Genomic DNA, 17,143 nt, shown 5'->3' on the forward strand with positions numbered 1-17,143 from the left:
CCGAGTAGGTAGGCCGTGTCAGCAGGGTCGGCGTGCGAGCACGGCGGCGAACCACTCTGCGACCTCGGGGCGCGAGCAATCGATGATCCAGTGCAAACCGTGCGGACTGGTCAACGTCAGGTGCCCGTACTCCATGATCGGCAGGAGCGGGTTGTGGCGGTATCGACGATCGGGGCCGCCGCGTACGTTCACGAACTGCCACGTTGTGTCGACCTGAATCCCGTCGCGGGGTGGTGGTTCGGGTTCGATCACCCACTTTCGGTGGCACTCCACGTGCAGATGCCGATAGTCGACGTCGCTCCAGCGGTCAGCGGAACGGACGAGGATTCGGTCAGGGAGGAACAGCAGTGTGTGGCGGTCGTGGGAGATCGTCGGTACGGCGATATTCGTGGCAAGGATGCGTGGCGGTTTCAGGCTGCGCGTCACCGCCTTGCGGCTGATCTGAGTTTCGGCGCCACCGCTGACCTTGTATCCGTAAGTGCCTGCGACAGAGACAGCTGCCTCGACGCGCCATGCTCCGCCGAGTGTCACGACAGAGCGGTAGCCGTCGATGAGTTCGTTGAACCAGTCCGAAATGGGGCCGGTCACCTCATACGCCACGGCGACCGTCCGATTACGGCGGTCCCACCACCACAACCACACCAATCCGGGGACGCCGGCAGCGAGCACGATGATCGGCATCCACAGCAGTTTCGATGTTGCGGCGACGGCGGCTGTCAACACCAGTGCGATTGCGCCCCAAGGCAATAGAGCGTTGTAGCGGCTCGCTGCGCTCAACTGATCGAGCAGATCGCCAGGGCCCGTGGGCACCAGTTGAGTTGCGTCGAAACCGGTTTCATCGGCCGGGTCCATCCCGCCGAGTTGCGTCGCTTGCCTAGGCGTCGTATCAGCTTGCGCGCGAGGCCGCGAGGACAGCATCCGCCGGTAGTGCAGACCATGTGCACTGACATGCACATAGGTCCCCCGCGGCCCACTGCCGACCCGGAATCCCCGAACACCAACACTGGCACCGACACCCGACTTGGAGACGTTGACCCGAAACGGACCTGCATTCACCGACTTGCGCGAATAGAACCCCACCGGTACCCCCGATCCCGTAGCGCGTTGTCCAGATTCTATGCCGCCGACCAGCCTGTGCGGCTCGCTACGAGCTCGATCCGCTGCGCCTACGAGCGGTCAGCTGAACGAGGCACGAGCGGCAGTCCGCTGACGTCGCAGATGCGTTCGACGTTCTCCACTTCTTGACTTCAGTACGAGAGACTGACAATATTAGTCAGATAAGCTGACTAATATTGCAGCAGAATCCCCGGCGACGACGTCGCCGTCAGCGAAGGAAGATCGACCATGGGATGGTCAGAATGGCAAGAGACCAGCGTCGCGTGGCACATGCAGCCCAGGGGGATCACTGCGGCCGGCGATGAAGACGCACTCCGCGTCATAGTCCGAGACAAGCGCGACGACTTGCACGAGGCGGTGTACCTCGGCGACAACTACTGGGCATCGAACGAGAACATCGGCCAACCCGGCGGCGCGAGCCTGTCCGGAGTGCCTGCCTTGGCCTGCATCACCGATCGGCGCGATCTGTTCGTCAACGCCGGATTCTCGCTGCGGCACCGCTCCTGCACCAGGCCGCAGTCGTGGACCCGATGGGAAGACCTCGGGCCGGTTTTCCCACTGCCCGCAGGCATCGGCGCCGGACCCGCGGTGTGCCGGAGCCGTTGGCGGATGGACATTTTCGCGCTGTCGGCCACCGGCCCACCGTTCGAAATGCTGCACATGTACTACGACGACAACCACGGATTCATGGGCTGGGAATCCCTCGGCGGCGAGTGGTACGACGCACCCGATAACGGATTCCGCACCCCGGCGGCGACCACGTGGGGCCCCGATCGGATCGACGTTTTCTCCGTCGGCAGAGACAACGGAATCCACCACCAGTGGACCGAGAACGCCGGCGTCGACTGGTCCGGTTGGCACTCGCTCGGCGGCGTCACCGAACACGGTCTCGCGGCCTGCTCCTGGGGCCCGGGCCGCATCGACCTGTTCCACCGAGGCACGGACGCGTCGATCTACCACGCATGGTTGGACGCGGACGAGCCGGGCTGGAACGGCTGGGAAGACATGGGCGGAGTCACCGACCACGCAGTGGCAGTCGGCAGTCGCGGCCGCGGCCGCCTGGACCTGCTGCACATCGGCACCGACGACAAGATCTACCTCAAGGAGTTCTGAACCCCGCGACAAACTGACGTGCAGCGATGATCTGTCCAGCCACTGGTTTTCACTGCTGGGAACGGGCCGCCGCGCACCGGCACAATGTGTCGAATGAGCGCACCGCATACCGAACCCGCAGTGTCCCCCGCACGAGCCGGAGCACAGGGGTGGCTGCCGGACCAGGCAAGTGACAACCGGCTGGCACTGGCGGCGATGACCGACGGCTTCCTAGCCCTCCTCATCGGTATCACGTTGTTACAGAAGGTTTTTCACGCCACCGATGGTGTCGCCGCGTTTCTGGCTACGTTTATCCCCTGTGTGCTCGCAGCGTCATTCGTCAATCATGTCTTCGGCACGCTGCTGCTTCGCGGCAGCGTCGCCAAACTGCTGTTCGGCCTGCGCGTGCTGCGCTGGAAGGACGGCCGCCGCCCGCGCTTCTGGCAGACGCTGGGGCGGTGGTTGTTCGGCTTCGTGGTCATCGTTTTTCAGTTCGTCCTCGAAGGCGCGAGCGTTGGGCAGGCATGCGGCCTGCGCACCGTACGCAGACGCGACGAAAGGGTTGCAGTGTCGCAATGATGGCCGACCCGGACGATCGCCGCTGCGGTGGCCGCAGGACGGCATGAACTAAACCTTCACTCCAGCCCAGGGCGCGGATTTCGAGGACAACGCCGCACGAAATAGCTACTGTCCGACTTTATTACGGGGGCCGCGTTCGATTCGGCCACTCGAGGACGGAGAGTGTGTTGAGATCCACCAGATGGACTGCGTTACTGGCGGCTGTCGTTTTGGCGACCGGGCTGGGCTTGACGGCCTGTTCCTCCGGCGGAGGTGATGCGGCGGAGGGCGTGGTCACCGTGAACGGCGGTGAGCCGCAACATCCGCTCGTTCCGACGAATACCAACGAGAACCAGGGCGGCCGCGTGGTCGACCGCCTGTTCGCCGGGCTGAAGTACTACGACACCGAGGGCGTGGCACACAACGAGGTGGCGCAGTCGATCGAGTCGACCGACCGGCAGCACTATCGGATCACCCTCGCGCCGGACTGGAAGTTCACCGACGGCTCCCCGGTGACGGCGAAGTCGTTCGTCGACGCGTGGAACTACGGTGCGTTGAGCACAAACGCACAGTTGCAGAGCTGGATATTCGCCTCGATCGTCGGCTACGACGAGGTTTCGGCGGCTCCGCCCAAGGCGCAGACGATGTCGGGGCTGAAGGTGGTCGACGATCGCACGTTCACGGTTGATCTCACCCGCCCATCGATCGATTTCGAACTCTCACTGGGATTCACGCCGTTCCGTCCGCTACCCACGGTGGCGTATCAGGACATGAAGGCGTTCGGCGAGCGCCCGATCGGCAACGGCCCGTACAAGTTCGCCGGTCCGGATGCCTGGCAGCACAACGTGCAGATCGATCTGGTGCCGAATCCGGATTACCGCGGCAAGCGTCCGGCGAAGAACAAAGGGCTGCGGTTCGTGATGTACCAGTCCTTCGACACCGCCTACGCCGACCTGCTGGCCGGCAATCTCGACCTGCTCGACACCATCCCCGACAACGCGCTGACCAGCTTCAAGAACGATCTCGGCGACCGCGCCATCCAGAAGAAGACCGCGCGCTACGAGCACATCGGATTCCAGCCAACCGTGCCGCATTTCGCCGGCGAGGAAGGCGTGCTGCGCCGCAAAGCCATCTCGCTGGCCATCAACCGGCCGCAGATCTCCGAGTCCATCTGGCACGGCACCAAGGTCCCGGCGCGCGACTTCACCTCCGCCAGCCTGCCCGGTTACAACGACAATCTCCCCGGAGTGGAGCTGCTGGCATACAACCCGGACGAGGCCAAGAAACTGTGGGCGCAGGCCAATGCCATCGCGCCGTGGACCGGTCGCCTCGAGATCGCCTACAACTCCGACGGCGGCCACCAGGCCTGGATCGAGGCGGTCGCCAACAGCGTCAAGAACACCCTCGGCGTGGAGGCGATCGGCGCACCGTATCCGACGTTCAAGCCGTTGCGCGACGCGATCACCAGCAAGTCCATCCGCACCGCGTTCCGTAACGCCTGGCAGGGCGACTACCCGACAATGCTGAACTTCCTGATCCCGCAGTATGTCTCCGATTCGGCGAGCAACGACATCGGCTACGTCAATCCTGAATTCGACAAGCACATCACCGCCGCGCTGGCCGCCCCCACGCCGGAGGAGTCCTACGCACACATCGCAAAGGCGCAAGCCATTCTGTTCCAGGACATGCCTGATGTTCCGGTGTTCAACGACAACAACAACGCCGGACATTCGGACAAGGTGCGGCAGGCGAAGCTGACCTGGAATGGTCTCTTCGCTTACGAGGGTGTCGAAAAGTAGTCGCCGGTTGGGATTCGGTCAGGTGGGGCCGCAAACGCGACCCCACCTGAATGGCCGACCTCAACCGAGGCAGGATCGGACGGCCTCGGCCAGGCTCGATGCCCGCGGGTCGTCGGGTCGGAAGTTCCAGAGGTTGGTGACGTAGCCGAAGCCGACACCGGCATCGGGGACCGCGAAACCGATCGACCCGCCGGAACCGGGGTGGCCGAACGACCCCGGTCCGGCCATCGGCATGGGTGGGCAATCTCGCCAGAACCCGAGCGACATATTGAACGAGCGGTCTGCCGGGATGTTCAACTCCGGCGGCAGGCCGTGCATCCGCGACTTGTCGGTCTGGACGGCCGTCGCCCGTTCGACAGTTGCCGGATCGAGCAATCGCACGCCGTCGACATCGCTGACCGTGGCGGCATACATCCGGGCCACCGAGTGCGCGTCCGCAATTCCGTTCGCCGCCGGGAACTCCGCCGCGCGCCAGGCTCGCGTGGTGTAGTACGCAAACGCGGGGTCGGCCGCGTTGTCCAACGCACCGCCGAGCGAACCGGCGCGCATTTGAACCGAGTCGGGACCCCATGCGGAATTGACCCACGCAGTGACCGTGTCCTTGTCGAGCCCGGAAGCCTCGGCCATTCCCGCGAGCAGCTCCTCCAGACTGAACGGAGCGGCGTACTCGATCCGGGCCACGTACTGCTCTTGTTCCTCGGGCAGCCCGATCCAGGCGCGCAGTCCGAGCGGGCCTGCGACTTCGTCGGCGAAGAACGTGCCGAGCGACTTGCCGGAGATCCTGCGCACGACTTCCCCGACCAGGTACCCGAAAGTGACGCCGTGGTAGACGTGTTCGGTGCCCGGCTGCCACAGCGGCGGCTGCGCCTCGAGTGCACGGATGACCGGATCCCATTCGCACGCCTGCTCGAACGTCAACGGGCCGTCGACAACCGGCAGACCGGCTTGGTGAGACAGCAACCAGCGCACCGGAATTTGCTCCTTGCCCGCATTGCCGAACTCCGGCCAGTACTGGACTACCGGCGCGTCCAGGTCCAGTTCACCGCGCGCCGCCAGGATATGGGCACAGATCGCGGTTGCGCCCTTCGTGGTTGATGCGACCTGGACGATGGTGTTCTCATCCCACGGTCGGTTCGCCTGCCGATCGGCGAGGCCGTCCCACAGGTCGACGACCGGGCGGCCGTTCACATAAACGCAGCACGCCGCACCCACCTCACCGTGGTTTGCGTCGAAGTTCGCCCGGAACGCGTCGGCGACTTTCCCCCAGCCGTCCTCGACACCGTTCTCGCGGGCGAAGTTTCCTTGCCCTGATGTCTTGTTCGTTGTGCCTACCATTGCTGAATCCATTTCTAGAGATCTGAAAATGCTGGAGCAGACCGGGCCGTATAGGGTTGGGGCCCAACATGATTGCGCACCACACCACCCGGTGATGCGCCAGGCAGATTTATCGAGTGTCGAGAACGTGCGCGACGCCGGAGAGGTAATCGAGGAGATCCCCGATTTCGGCAAGAGGTACGCCCGCCCCGGCCAGCGTTCGAACCTGCACCAGCCGTAGCAGTTCGGCAGATCGGTACCGGCGAAGACCGGAGGCGTCACATACCGGTTCATCGACCAGCCGGCGCTGGTGATAGTCCCGCACTGTCATCACCGTGACGCCGGCGAACGCCGCCGCTTGGTCGATCGTGAAGCCTTCCCGCACATTCGGCGTCTTTCCGGGCTTCTCCTGGCTGTCGACGTGGACAGCCGCGGCCTGCCGTGTCGTCATCGAACGGCCCTAGCTTCCTTCTCCAGTGCCTTCATCCGCAGCACGCTCGATGGCACTGATCAGCCGTGCCCGTTCCCGCTTTCGCCACGAATACTCCTCGTAGTTCCGCGCGAACGTCTCGATGAATTCGACCGGGTCCTCCCCGACGACGTCGCGGACCGGGACTCGATCCGCCGCGCTCTGCTCGAACAGATCGGCAAGGTCCTCGAGCATCGAAACCCCGCCTCCCACACCGAAATGCATCAGGTATCGCTCGAGCGCATCGACGGCTGTGCGATAGCCCGCGGGAAGCTGCTCCTTGCGCGCCTTGTACTGCCACCACCGCCGCTTTTCGCCGATGTCGCCGACCACATTTGCGATGAGCTTCGAGACGACCATGGTCATCTGCCTCCTTCTACCTGAAGCTGTTCGAGCCGTTGCGCGAGAAAATCCCAGGTCCTGCGGAACTCGTCCAGGTATTCCCGCCCCTGGGTGTTGAGGGAATACACCTTGCGTGGCGGCCCCTTCTCCGACGCGACCTTTTCCACGTCCACCAGCCCCTTTTTCTCGACCCTGACGAGCAGGGCATAGATGGTGCCCTCGGCGATATCGGAGAACCCCTGCTCCCGCAGCCATGCCGTGATCTCGTAGCCGTACGCGGCCCGCACCGACAAAATCGCCAGGACGATGCCCTCCAACGTGCCCTTGAGCATCTCGGTCATCTGCTTGCCCACGGATCACCTCCCGCTACTAAGCGTTACTTACTACTAGTAGATAGTAACACTGAATAGTGGTGCGGCAAGATGCTCTCTCCGAGGTTCGATGATCGTCCGGCAGTGCCCGCTGTTGTGCAGCTGGCAGCGGTCAGGCGGCGTCCAGAGCCGCGGTGATCTTGCGAGCCATCGCCGCCACGGCGGGACTGGGCTCGCCCTTACCCGACCCGACAACGGCTTCGACCGCGACCAGCACGGTGCCACGGAAGTTGTCGGCCTCACTCCCATCCTGCTCGCCGAGCAGGCGCACCGCCGCAGTCAAAGCAGGCAGCACCTGATCAGCCAGCTCGGCAACCGACTTACCCGGCAGGCGAATGTCTTTCGACTTAGCCGAAAGCACATGCCCCACCAGCCCCGTCGCCGAGGTCAGCGCGATAGAAGCCTGCGCATTGCCCTTATGCGGCGCACCAGCAGCCGCCAGCAACGACACCGCCCCATAAGCAGCAGTCCGCACAGTGGCCTTGTCCTGATCGGTCAGGGTGATGATGTTCGACATGTCGTGTACTCCTCGAAATCGGTTGTGGCACCAACCGAAACCTTGTCTGTCCCGGTCGCTGTGTTCGATGTACACACTGTCGCCGCACCAACTGACACGGCCCTGACATCCACCTGACACCCCCACTGACACGGCGATCGACCATCTACCAGCGCGTCGTCGACCATCGCGCGATTCCCCAGATACCGCCGCCAGGCGTCGTATTCGCGCCTATGCGTTGGCGCTACCGCGTCGGTAGCGCGGGGAATCTCGCGCGGCGTCGGGATGCCAGCCATGGACCGGTCGCGGTCTGCGGCGAAGCCACTCGACTATCATTCGCCGCATGAGTGACGACGGGGGGACGCCCACTCCTGGCCCAAACCTATCGGTGGTGCCCGACAGAGTGCGCGAAGTCGGCAAGTACGTCTACGAGCTATCCGAAGCACTGGGCAATGCACTGGACTCGGCCGCGAAGGAAGTCGCGACGCTGACCGATGGCAACTGGACTGGCGACGCGGCAACGGAGTTCTCCGGCGGCTGGAACGGAGTCCGGGACAGCGGCACCCGGATCATGAGCGCCCTGACCGGGATGGCGGGGAAGCTGGGCGTCACTGCCGACACCTACCAGGCCCGTGATGAATCCAATGCCGCCGGACTGAATGCCTCGAGTTTGGATCTGCCGTGAGTTCAGAATTCACCGTTGACCTGGATCATCTCGACGAGATCGTGGCAAAGCTGTCGGGGTTGGCCGGATTCATCGGAGAGCATCTCGATGAAATCGACGACCGCGTCGCCACCCTGATCGGCACTGGATGGGAAAGTATCGCCGCGCAAGCATATGCCGAAGCCCACTCGCAATGGGTCACCGGCGCACGCGAATTCGTCGAAGGTGTGCGGGACATGAGCGACGCAGCCAAGGCGGCGCACACCCGTTACACGCGCGCGGTCGATACCAACTACAAAATGTTCAACCAGGGATAGCGGCATGGGTGTACTCGTCATCAACTGGGAGACCTACTATGACGCCGCCAAGAAATGCCACGCCCTCGCCGCTGATCTCCGCACCGCCGACAAACCGGTCCACAATGCACTCAAAGGCGAGTGCGCGGGCATGGCCGGCGACACTGCGGGTTGCGAGAGTTGGGGCAAGGAGTATGACCGAGCCGTTCAGGGAACGTTGCAGACCTGCACGAATCTGGCTGACGCACTAACCAATTTCGGCTATATGCTTTCGGCCGCCGGATACAACTGGGCATTGTCCAACAACTCCAACCCGATGCCCGACCGTCCGGCCGTGACCACGATGACCGAGTACAAGGTGTCGCTGCCGACCTCGGTCGGCAACAACGGTGACGGCATCACCGAAGGTGATAACAGCGTCCCCGGCTTCTACGACGCCCTTGTCGGAAAGATCCAGGAAGAGTTCGGAAGCAAGCTGCCGAACGGCCACAAAGAGGATCTTGCCAAGGCCGCGTCCGTCTGGAAAACCTTCTCCGAACACGCCACCATCACCGGCGCCCCGGGCCGTATCACCGAAATCAGCAACCTTTTCGCCGATATCACGGACAAAAAGGGTGGCCTCGAAGGCCTTCTCGGACACCTGACCACCTTGAAAGGTGGCGCCACCCAACTCGCCGCCGCATCAGCGAGCATCGCCGCACCCGTAGCGGCATACAGCGAAGGCACTTCCGAAGTACGCGACAAATTCAAAGAAGCAGTCACCAACGCACTCATCGCGGCCGGAGCGACCGTCGTCATCGGCATTGCCGCCGCCTGGATCACTGCCGCCCTCAGCACCGCCGCCGCCGGAGCCGGGGTCGTCGTCATCGCCGGCAACACGGCCCGAGTACTCAAGACCACCTACGACCTCAGCAAGCTCTACCGAATCATCGGTGCGACAGCGGCCGCAGCGGGCGCTGGTGCCGCCGCGATCACCGCGTTCAAAGACGTCGACCTCACCCGAGAGGCCCTCGAGCTCTCCGCCATCATCGTGATGAAGGTCTTTCTCGACGAGGGTCAAACCGTAGCCACCGCGTTCGACGATCTGCCCGCGGCACCGGACAACCCCGCGCCAGGCCTCACTGATGCGGCCGAAAAGTACATTCTGGGCAAGCATATCGAGGGTGCTGCTGACTACACCCCGAGGAAGGGCACCTGGCCTGCCGGGACCACAGGTGAGGATCTGGATGACCTGGTTGAAGCGGCTGAAAACTCACCGGCCCGTGGCCCGAATGACGACGGCAATTTCGAACGCGAAGTAACCGCTCCCGACATCGTTGGAAACGTGTCGAAAGAACTCGGTGGTGCCGTGACCAGCCGCTACAAGGTGGTGACCGATCGCTTCGGCGGCGTCATCACCATGTATCCGATCCCTTAAGGAGAATCAGTGGGAATTTCGGTATTCATTCAGAACCAGATCCATGAGCGCGTTGCGGAAGTTGCCGGATATGCCTCGCATACGCTCGACGAGGTGATCTCGCAGGCGCCGATGGGTTCACTGACACGGGGCATCAACAAGCACGCAGACACGATGTTCAACACCACCCAGCTCAACTCCTTTATCGACGAAATTTCCGCCCTGACGCCCAGGAACGACAACGAGCGCGAACTGTTCACCGTCTTGCGCGATGCGGCCGAAACCGCGATCCGGCAACGCGGATACCTCTGGTTCAGCGGAGACTGAGGGCCGCGCCGGTCCGCGGCACTCTAGATGGACGAGACGACCGCCGGGTCAGGGGCGGACGAGCTCGTAGGAGGTGCTTCGACCGCCGGAGTTCGATCGCTGCAGAAGGCCTGGGTCGACAAGCTCGTTGATGTCACGAAGCGCGGAGTCTTGCGAGGACTTCGTGATGATCGACCATTCGCGGGTGGTGAGTTTGCCCTGGAATCCGTCCAGCAGGCGGTTGAGCATCGCGATCTGGCGGGTGTTCATAAGAGTCGCTGCCCAATGCCGCCAGAATCGAGTCTTTGCCAGGTCCGCCAGCCACTTCCAGTCGAACCTGCCCTGCGCGATCGACACCGGATCGGGTAGCAACTCGGCGAAATTCACCGCGGTCAGCCAGCCCGGAGTGAACGCGACGTTCGAAATCAGTTCATGATGTCCGGGCGGCAGACGGCTACTTGCTGACGTCGGTGCCGAAGTACTTCTCGGATATCTTCGCCAGCGTGCCGTCGGCGCGCAGGGTATCCAACGCCTTGTCGACGTCGGCCATCAGCGCATCGCCCTTGCGGGCCGCGAACGACTGCAGGCTGGCGGCGCCGGTTTTGCCGGCGATCCGCACGCTGGTATCGCCGGTCTTCTTGGTGTATTCGGCGACGGCGAGGTTGTCGTTGATTGTGGCGTCGACCCGGCCGATCTTCAGCAGCTGGATGGCCTGCACGAAGCCCTCCACCGCCTCGATTTTCGCCCCTGCGTTCGTGGCGACCTTGGCCCAGGTGGTTGTCGCGGACTCGGCGCAGACCTTGCCGTTGAGGTCGGCGAGCGAGGTGATGCTGCTGTTGTCCGTTCGGGTGACAATCACCCCCTCGGAGAAGGTGTAAGGCTGCGACAGCGCGTATTTGTTCTTGCGCTCGTCATTGACCGTCACCTGGTTGGCGATGAGGTCGAACCGCTTCGACTCGAGCCCGGCGAAAATCGCGTCCCATGGAATCATCACGAATTCGACCTTCTTGCCGAGCTTTTCGGCGACCGCCTGCACTACCTCGATGTCATAGCCGGTGAGCTTGCCGTCAGCGCCCTGGTAGCTGAAGGGCGCGTAAACACCTTCGGTGCCGATCTTCAACACGTTCGGGTCGGCACTTCCGCAGGCGCTGAGCCCGGTGGCGGCGACGATGGTGAGCATGACGGCGGCGAACAGTTTGCGACGCACGAGAGTCCCTCTCTTCGGTGCGCGGATAACAGACACGTCCACGCACCACACAACCCGACTCAGGTAACTCCGAGGCGATCTGCCGACAGTATCCCCATCGTGGTGCGACGAGTGCCTGTACGCGGAATCAGGGCTGGTCGGCATTCATCGAACGCCCTGCAGAACACGATCGAGTGCCTCCCGGCCCGCAGATCCCCAGTGCGGCTTGCCGCCGGGGAGGCCGCGATCTCCGTTCTGCCCCATGAGCATCAAAAAGAGGCTCTTCATAGCGGCCAGTCCGCGGGCGCGCCGGATCGCCGCCTCGTCTGCCTGCGCGTACCGGTCGAAGAACCGTGCGGCCGTGCCCGCGGGTAGCAGCACCCAGGCGGCGGCGAGGTCCCACGCCGGGTCGCCGGCGAACATGTCACCGAAGTCGACAATGCCCGCGAGCGTTCCGTCCTGGACGACGACATTCGCGGGATGGAGGTCGCCGTGCACCCACACCGGCGGACCCTCCCACGCGGGCGCCGCCACGGCGTCATCCCAGACGGCGCGGACGTCGGCAGCGAGGTCGTCGGGGACGACAGCCTGCAGGAAGTTCTCGAAGCCGGCCGTGCAGTTCCGGGGATGGGCGCCGCGGTCTCTGCCGATCGGTGCCGCTGCGGGTGCCGCCACATGTAGCGCCCGCAGGAAGCCCGCCAGTGTGTCGGCCGCATGGACGCTGCGGCTGATCGTGCCATGGTCCAGCGGCTCGCCGGGAACCCACGTCATCACGGTCCAGTGCTTGGGGAAGCGTTCGGACGGTTCGCCGCACCGCACCGGCAGCGGCACCGGCAGCGGCAGGCGCGGGGCCAGCACGGGCAGCCACCGCCGCTCCTTGAACTGGAACTCCGGGGTTCGGTCCATACGCTGCATGCGCACCGCCAGCTCGTCACCGAGACGCCACATCTGGTTGCCCCAGCCGCCAGCCACCTCGCGAATGGTCAGCCCCGCAAGGTCTGGATGTTGCTCCCGCAGCAGGTCGCGGACCAGGTCTGGGGTGATCTCGAGCTCGGTGTCGGCCATGCGAATTCAGTGTACTGAGGCAGGAAGCGGCACCTACCCCCTACGACGGAGGGCCGCCCCTCGCAGGGTGCCGCGGCCAGCGGTAGCGAACAGGCCGGTCGGTCGCGTTGTCCAGGAAACGCCCGAATCCCGGTGCGTCCAGCCGACACTCGGGGAACGCCCACGTCCCGAGGCGGCCGATATGCGACACTGACGCCGTGCAGCCCAAGCGCAGGATCCACTTCGTGGGCAGCTTGCCCGCGCAGTTGGACAGCCCAGAGAAGGCAATGGCGTTCGCCGTCGACACAGCCGGTGAATACCTCGACGGCATGGTTCCGGGCGGTGAAGCGGATCCATATCGCGCCCAGTGGTACATCAGACCCATCATCGACCGGTTCAACAGCATCCCGGCGCTGGCTCCCGCGCGCCGCGGGGATTGGTCGACGCTGCGTTCCCGCGACACCTTTCGCCTGCGGCCCGGCCGATCGCTGACCGAAGCCGATGTCGACGCCGCGCTCGGCTATGCGGAGGAGGCCGGGCGTGCCATGGACGCGTTGGCCGAGCTGCGCCGAACCGATCCCGGACTTCGCTTGCAGGTGGGCATACCGACGCCCTTTGTCATCGGTTTCATCGCGTTCGAGGCGCGGATGCTCACGTGGCGTCGAGGCTCGCTGGGCCGGGGAGATCGAGGCTTTCCCTATTACCGTCCGATTCTCGACGCCACTGTCAGGGAGATCGTCCGTATTCACGAGGCGTTGCAGGACAACGTCGTATTCCAGCTCGAGCTGGCCGCGGAGACACTGCTCTGCAGCGGGCTACCCGCAGGGCTGCGGCAAGGCCCGGCTACCGCGGCAGGTCGAGCGATCGGTCGCCTCGTCGCACGGGCGCCCCATGGTTCCCGTTTCGGTGTGCACTTGTGCTACGGGAGCCTCGAAGACAAGCCGGTCGTGGCGCCGAGATCGGCGGCCCCGGTCGTGGCGCTGGCCAACGCGATAGCGCGATACTGGCCCGCCGGACGGCATCTCGACTTCGTTCATCTGCCCATCGGCGATGGCAAACAGGCGCCGGTTCGGCCGCGGTACTACGCGCCCCTTGGCCGCCTCGAATTACCTGCCACTACGCGTGTTGTCGCCGGACTTGCACATCCGGCGCAGCCGATCGCGCAAGCACGACAGGGGCTGGCAGCGGCGGAGTCGGCCTACGGCGGCCGGTTGGACGTCGCGTCCCCGTGCGGCCTGGGCCGCTATAAGACCGTCGAGCGGGCGCAGTCCGCAGTCGCACACGCAGTCGCCTTGGCTGAAACAGCGACCTGAAGGGCGCAGGAAAAGTCGCCGAACGATCAGCCGGACTCGAATCGGTGTGCACCAGCGGATATTTCGGACATATGGGCCCATCTGATCCCTACGGCGGCGTCGGTCGCTGTGCGGACCAGCCGTATCGGCGCCGACAGTTCGCCGGCGCCGTCGCCGATGCCCTCGGCCGCTACCGAGGGCGGGAGTAAGTGCTGGTAGGCCTGTCGTAAAAGGTTGGATCATGTTGTCTCGGAGCATGATTCATCAATGCCCCGGACCGGGCGGCCGGTTCGGTCGGGTGGCGCGGCGCCTCGTTCGGACAACCCATACTTCACCAGATTTGGGCACCAGATCTCCGGAGGAGCACCCGTCCGGGGTATCGATCGGCTACGGTTACACCTGTGGTCGAAGGAACCGAAGGGCCCGTGTCAGACGACAACCGAACGCCGCAACCGTTCGAGCATGGTCAGCTGAACTCTGCCCGGGTGTATGACTACCTGTTGGGCGGAAAAGACAATCGCGAGATCGACCGAGACATGGGCAATGAAATGCTCTCTCGCGCACCCGAACTCAAGACCTTGGCCTGGTTCACCCGGAGTTTCGGGATCAAAGCTGTCCAGATGGCCGCGGAAGCCGGTATCCGTCAGTTCCTCGATCTCGGCTCGGGCATCCCGACCTCGCCCAACGTGCATGAGGTGGCTCGGGAGATCGTGCCGTCCGCGCGGGTGGTGTACGTCGACTACGACCCGGTCGTGCACACCCATTGCGACGCGCTGCTGGCCAAGCCGGACGGTGTCACCGCACTGCTCGGCGACGTTCGTCATCCCCACGACATCCTCGATCAGTTGAAGAACCGCTCCCTGATCGATTTCGGCGAGCCAGTGGCCATCACGCTCATCAGCGTGCTGCATTACGTGATGGACTCCGAGGACCCCGCCGGGGTCATCGCCGCCTTCCGCGATCAGTTGGCCCCGGGCAGCTACCTGGCGATGACTCATGGCTCCCTTGATTCCGCCCCGGAGATACTCCAGGTGCTCGCCGGCACCAAAGGCACTTCCGCCCAAGTCGAGTTTCGGTCAGCAGCGCAGGCAGAGGCATTGTTGGCCGGCTTCGAGTTGCTCGAACCCGGCGTCGTGCCGGTACAGCAGTGGCTCCGCCCCGACTTACCGGACACTCGAATGATCATGCTCGGAGCAATCGGCCGCAAACCGTGAATTATTCGTCGCAAACAGGAGTAATCTCTAACCCGCCAATTTGTTGTTGGCCGCCTGCACATTCGAACGTGCGTCAGGTGCTGTCCCAGTCGATCCGAGGTTGAAATAATGAAGACCCTCAAAACTGTCGCTGGTGTCGTGTCGACGATCGCATCGGTCGCCGCGGTTACGACCGGCGCCGCCGTTGTCAATGCCCCTGTCGCCTCCGCCGCTCCCGGAGACCTCATTACCGCAGATGTCCCCACCGTGGACCAACTCGACGACCAGGTCGCGTTCCTGATCGAACTACCCGGCTCCGACGACGCCAAGGCCGCCCATATGGAAGGCGGCACGCGAGCGGTCGTGGTCGCGCGCACCCTCTACAACATCGGCTGGTACCGAGCTCCGCAAGGGTCGAACACGATCAGCGGTCCCGAGACCCACGAAGGCAACGTGCACACCGCTATGCTGCGCAGCAAGTCAGTGGGAAAGCCGGATCTGGTTGCCCGAGTGGTCTGGAAGCGCATCGATGGCGTCTGGAAGCTGTCCAACAGCTCCGTGTGCGAGGGCGTCAGGGCCGTGGGGCTGGCCATGGGCTGCGATTTCTGACCGGCTCCGAGCGCCGTGATCGAGATCCGTGACCTTACCCTGAGCTACCCGGGCGTGACCGTCCTCGAAATACCCGAACTGACCGTGGCGGACGGGGCACTCACCTACCTGATCGGTCTCAACGGCACCGGCAAAACCACGCTGCTGCGGTGTATCTGTGGCGTCATCGCGCCTGCGGTCGGCACCGTCCGGGTCGACGGCACCCTCATCCGGGCCCATCACACCACACCGGCAACCCTTGGAATGCACCTCAACTACCGAGCCTTCGACCCACGCCACACCGCACGTCGGCACCTACGCTGGATCGCCCGCGCTCGTGGACTACCCACGGGCCGGGTCGCCGACGTCCTCGAGATCGTCGACCTCCGCCGAGTCGCCGATCGTCGGCTCGGGCACTATTCGCTCGGCATGCTCCAACGGGTCGGCATCGCCGCCGCATTGCTCTCCGAGCCGCAAACCCTGCTGCTCGACGAACCACTCAACGGCCTCGACATCGCGGGCATCCGCTGGATACGCGAGCTGCTGCGCCAGCTCGCCGACGCCGGGACCTGTGTCCTGGTCGCCACCCACCTGCTCGATGAGGTCGAACGCAACGCCGACCACATCGTCATCGTCGGAAACCAGCGCGTGCTGGCCGACCAGCCGTTTGCCCACCTCATGAACACCCTGAGTCCTGGCGAGACCAACCTCGAAGACGCTTACCTACGCATCGCCGGCCTGCCCACCGACGTCGCGATCGGTGTGGCCCCATGACCAACCCCGGTCCGGCCACCCTGATCCGCCGCGGCATCGCCGCCGAATGGACCCGCACCGCCGGACGCAGCTTCCTGTGGGTCGTAGCTGTCCCACTCACCTTCGTGCTGCCCCTGGTCGTCACCTTCGGAATCGCCGCCGTCGCGGAGCGACTCGCCAGCCTCCCCGGCCAGAGTTACCTGGCCACGGTCTCCACCACCAACTCCGTGTACTGGGTGATCACCATGTCCGTGTCGGTCATGATGGTTACCACCGCCTACGCCCACGCCACCCAGTGGCGCGGTCAGACAAGCGATCTCAATGCCTTCCTGTTTCCCCGGTCTTGGACGGTCGCGTCGGCCCGGTGGATCTACTACGGCGCCATCACGGCACTCTCGACAGTGCTGCTGCTCATCGTCGTGATGGTCACGCTGCCGAACCTGTTCCCTCAAATCTATGGGAATGTGGACATCACCGACTCCGCCGGCATCCGCTTCCTCTGGACCGTCCCGTGTTACGCGTTCGCCGCATGCGGAGTGGGTGTCGCGGTCGGGTCACTGATTCGCACTCCGTCCGCCGCTGTCGCCGTCCTCTTGTTCTGGGTCTATGTAGCGGAGAACTCCATCAATCTGCTGCCTCGTGGGTCCGCCATTCAGGCCTACGCCCCGTTCCTCAACGCCGTCGCCGCAACCGGTCAGGAAGTTGCCTTCCTCCCGCGCTTCGGCCGCAACGGATCTCTGCTCTACTTCATCCTCGTCGCCGTGAGCCTCTTCGTCATCACAGCCGTCCTACCGGTCCTCATTCGCCGGATGGCCGGACTTCGCCGAACGACGCTCAGCAAATCAGGCGCAGCCTGAGCCGAGCCCCG

21 protein-coding genes and 1 pseudogene are annotated in these 17,143 nt (G+C 64.2%); 12 read left to right on the forward strand and 10 right to left on the reverse strand.

What is annotated here, in order from left to right; all coding sequences use genetic code 11:
* Positions 1-18: 18 nt before the first annotated feature.
* Both DMB37_RS12310 and DMB37_RS41915 read right to left on the reverse strand, forming a co-directional pair.
* Positions 19-810, reverse strand: coding sequence for a hypothetical protein (locus DMB37_RS12310; RefSeq protein WP_240772364.1), 792 nt, complete (start codon positions 808-810; stop codon positions 19-21).
* Positions 811-933: 123 nt separating this feature from the next.
* A pseudogene (locus tag DMB37_RS41915) lies at positions 934-1,080 on the reverse strand (DUF4236 domain-containing protein); the annotation flags it as partial.
* Between the two features lie 264 nt (positions 1,081-1,344).
* Between DMB37_RS41915 and DMB37_RS12315 the strand changes: the two are divergent.
* The 3 genes from DMB37_RS12315 (at position 1,345) to DMB37_RS12325 (ending at position 4,565) form a co-directional block, all read left to right on the forward strand.
* Entirely contained in the window at positions 1,345-2,229 is an 885-nt protein-coding gene (locus DMB37_RS12315) for a hypothetical protein (RefSeq protein WP_135232811.1), read from the forward strand.
* Positions 2,230-2,322: 93 nt separating this feature from the next.
* Positions 2,323-2,787 (forward strand): RDD family protein, encoded by a 465-nt coding sequence (locus DMB37_RS12320; protein ID WP_206055241.1) that lies wholly within the window; start codon positions 2,323-2,325, stop codon positions 2,785-2,787.
* 164 nt (positions 2,788-2,951) lie between these two features.
* Positions 2,952-4,565 (forward strand): ABC transporter substrate-binding protein, encoded by a 1,614-nt coding sequence (locus DMB37_RS12325; RefSeq protein WP_167768823.1) that lies wholly within the window; start codon positions 2,952-2,954, stop codon positions 4,563-4,565.
* Between the two features lie 60 nt (positions 4,566-4,625).
* On the opposite strand, the gene DMB37_RS12330 is transcribed toward DMB37_RS12325, so the two are convergent.
* From DMB37_RS12330 to DMB37_RS12350, 5 genes are all read right to left on the reverse strand, one after another.
* On the reverse strand, positions 4,626-5,900 hold the full coding sequence (locus DMB37_RS12330; RefSeq protein WP_135232812.1) for a serine hydrolase: 1,275 nt from the start codon (positions 5,898-5,900) through the stop codon (positions 4,626-4,628).
* Between the two features lie 109 nt (positions 5,901-6,009).
* A complete protein-coding gene (locus tag DMB37_RS12335; RefSeq protein WP_135232813.1) occupies positions 6,010-6,330 on the reverse strand; it encodes a MerR family transcriptional regulator in 321 nt (106 codons plus the stop codon).
* Between the two features lie 9 nt (positions 6,331-6,339).
* Positions 6,340-6,714: a DUF1048 domain-containing protein gene (locus DMB37_RS12340; RefSeq protein WP_135232814.1), complete on the reverse strand. Its 375-nt coding sequence runs from the start codon at positions 6,712-6,714 to the stop codon at positions 6,340-6,342.
* On the reverse strand, positions 6,711-7,043 hold the full coding sequence (locus DMB37_RS12345) for a PadR family transcriptional regulator (protein WP_135232815.1): 333 nt from the start codon (positions 7,041-7,043) through the stop codon (positions 6,711-6,713). Before DMB37_RS12345 ends, DMB37_RS12340 begins: the two co-directional genes overlap by 4 nt.
* 130 nt (positions 7,044-7,173) lie before the next feature.
* Positions 7,174-7,578, reverse strand: coding sequence for a hypothetical protein (locus DMB37_RS12350; protein ID WP_135232816.1), 405 nt, complete (start codon positions 7,576-7,578; stop codon positions 7,174-7,176).
* 322 nt (positions 7,579-7,900) lie between these two features.
* Here DMB37_RS12350 and DMB37_RS12355 point away from each other — a divergent pair, with 322 nt between their 5' ends.
* The 4 genes from DMB37_RS12355 to DMB37_RS12370 are packed head-to-tail and all read left to right on the forward strand — an operon-like array spanning position 7,901 to position 10,240.
* Positions 7,901-8,242 (forward strand): WXG100 family type VII secretion target, encoded by a 342-nt coding sequence (locus tag DMB37_RS12355; protein WP_135232817.1) that lies wholly within the window; start codon positions 7,901-7,903, stop codon positions 8,240-8,242.
* Positions 8,239-8,538 carry a WXG100 family type VII secretion target gene (locus tag DMB37_RS12360; RefSeq protein WP_135232818.1) on the forward strand — a complete coding sequence of 100 codons (300 nt, stop codon included), beginning with the start codon at positions 8,239-8,241 and terminating at the stop codon, positions 8,536-8,538. Before DMB37_RS12355 ends, DMB37_RS12360 begins: the two co-directional genes overlap by 4 nt.
* Positions 8,539-8,542: 4 nt before the next feature.
* Positions 8,543-9,934 carry a hypothetical protein gene (locus DMB37_RS12365; protein WP_240772365.1) on the forward strand — a complete coding sequence of 464 codons (1,392 nt, stop codon included), beginning with the start codon at positions 8,543-8,545 and terminating at the stop codon, positions 9,932-9,934.
* Between the two features lie 9 nt (positions 9,935-9,943).
* The gene (locus tag DMB37_RS12370; RefSeq protein WP_135232819.1) at positions 9,944-10,240 is read left to right on the forward strand and encodes a hypothetical protein; all 297 of its coding nucleotides are present in this window, start codon (positions 9,944-9,946) and stop codon (positions 10,238-10,240) included.
* Positions 10,241-10,288: 48 nt separating this feature from the next.
* On the opposite strand, the gene DMB37_RS12375 is transcribed toward DMB37_RS12370, so the two are convergent.
* From DMB37_RS12375 to DMB37_RS12385, 3 genes are all read right to left on the reverse strand, one after another.
* Complete coding sequence (locus tag DMB37_RS12375) at positions 10,289-10,606, reverse strand: hypothetical protein (RefSeq protein ID WP_206055242.1); 318 nt, start codon at positions 10,604-10,606, stop codon at positions 10,289-10,291.
* 67 nt (positions 10,607-10,673) lie between these two features.
* Positions 10,674-11,426, reverse strand: coding sequence for a transporter substrate-binding domain-containing protein (locus DMB37_RS12380; protein ID WP_206055243.1), 753 nt, complete (start codon positions 11,424-11,426; stop codon positions 10,674-10,676).
* 144 nt (positions 11,427-11,570) lie between these two features.
* On the reverse strand, positions 11,571-12,470 hold the full coding sequence (locus tag DMB37_RS12385) for an aminoglycoside phosphotransferase family protein (RefSeq protein WP_135232820.1): 900 nt from the start codon (positions 12,468-12,470) through the stop codon (positions 11,571-11,573).
* A gap of 197 nt (positions 12,471-12,667) precedes the next feature.
* Here DMB37_RS12385 and DMB37_RS12390 point away from each other — a divergent pair, with 197 nt between their 5' ends.
* The 5 genes from DMB37_RS12390 to DMB37_RS12410 all read left to right on the forward strand — a co-directional run bounded on the left by DMB37_RS12390 (position 12,668) and on the right by DMB37_RS12410 (position 17,132).
* Complete coding sequence (locus DMB37_RS12390) at positions 12,668-13,762, forward strand: hypothetical protein (RefSeq protein ID WP_167768824.1); 1,095 nt, start codon at positions 12,668-12,670, stop codon at positions 13,760-13,762.
* 404 nt (positions 13,763-14,166) lie between these two features.
* A complete protein-coding gene (locus DMB37_RS12395; protein WP_240772366.1) occupies positions 14,167-14,955 on the forward strand; it encodes an SAM-dependent methyltransferase in 789 nt (262 codons plus the stop codon).
* A gap of 108 nt (positions 14,956-15,063) precedes the next feature.
* Positions 15,064-15,543, forward strand: coding sequence for a hypothetical protein (locus tag DMB37_RS12400; protein ID WP_135232823.1), 480 nt, complete (start codon positions 15,064-15,066; stop codon positions 15,541-15,543).
* Between the two features lie 54 nt (positions 15,544-15,597).
* Positions 15,598-16,296: an ABC transporter ATP-binding protein gene (locus DMB37_RS12405; protein WP_240772367.1), complete on the forward strand. Its 699-nt coding sequence runs from the start codon at positions 15,598-15,600 to the stop codon at positions 16,294-16,296.
* Positions 16,293-17,132 (forward strand): ABC transporter permease, encoded by an 840-nt coding sequence (locus tag DMB37_RS12410; protein WP_135232825.1) that lies wholly within the window; start codon positions 16,293-16,295, stop codon positions 17,130-17,132. Before DMB37_RS12405 ends, DMB37_RS12410 begins: the two co-directional genes overlap by 4 nt.
* Positions 17,133-17,143: the final 11 nt, after the last annotated feature.

It is taken from the genome of Nocardia sp. CS682, assembly GCF_004634405.1.
GTDB lineage: Bacteria > Actinomycetota > Actinomycetes > Mycobacteriales > Mycobacteriaceae > Nocardia > Nocardia ninae.

What these genes read in the sequence shown, in the direction of transcription:
- DMB37_RS12315 (WP_135232811.1), top strand. Translation starts at nt 1,345, where the DNA reads ATGGGATGGTCAGAATGGCAAGAGACCAGCGTCGCGTGGCACATGCAG.
- DMB37_RS12320 (WP_206055241.1), top strand. Translation starts at nt 2,323, where the DNA reads ATGAGCGCACCGCATACCGAACCCGCAGTGTCCCCCGCACGAGCCGGA.
- DMB37_RS12330 (WP_135232812.1), bottom strand. Translation starts at nt 5,900, where the DNA reads ATGGTAGGCACAACGAACAAGACATCAGGGCAAGGAAACTTCGCCCGC.
- DMB37_RS12335 (WP_135232813.1), bottom strand. Translation starts at nt 6,330, where the DNA reads ATGACGACACGGCAGGCCGCGGCTGTCCACGTCGACAGCCAGGAGAAG.
- DMB37_RS12340 (WP_135232814.1), bottom strand. Translation starts at nt 6,714, where the DNA reads ATGACCATGGTCGTCTCGAAGCTCATCGCAAATGTGGTCGGCGACATC.
- DMB37_RS12350 (WP_135232816.1), bottom strand. Translation starts at nt 7,578, where the DNA reads ATGTCGAACATCATCACCCTGACCGATCAGGACAAGGCCACTGTGCGG.
- DMB37_RS12355 (WP_135232817.1), top strand. Translation starts at nt 7,901, where the DNA reads ATGAGTGACGACGGGGGGACGCCCACTCCTGGCCCAAACCTATCGGTG.
- DMB37_RS12365 (WP_240772365.1), top strand. Translation starts at nt 8,543, where the DNA reads ATGGGTGTACTCGTCATCAACTGGGAGACCTACTATGACGCCGCCAAG.
- DMB37_RS12385 (WP_135232820.1), bottom strand. Translation starts at nt 12,470, where the DNA reads ATGGCCGACACCGAGCTCGAGATCACCCCAGACCTGGTCCGCGACCTG.
- DMB37_RS12400 (WP_135232823.1), top strand. Translation starts at nt 15,064, where the DNA reads ATGAAGACCCTCAAAACTGTCGCTGGTGTCGTGTCGACGATCGCATCG.
- DMB37_RS12410 (WP_135232825.1), top strand. Translation starts at nt 16,293, where the DNA reads ATGACCAACCCCGGTCCGGCCACCCTGATCCGCCGCGGCATCGCCGCC.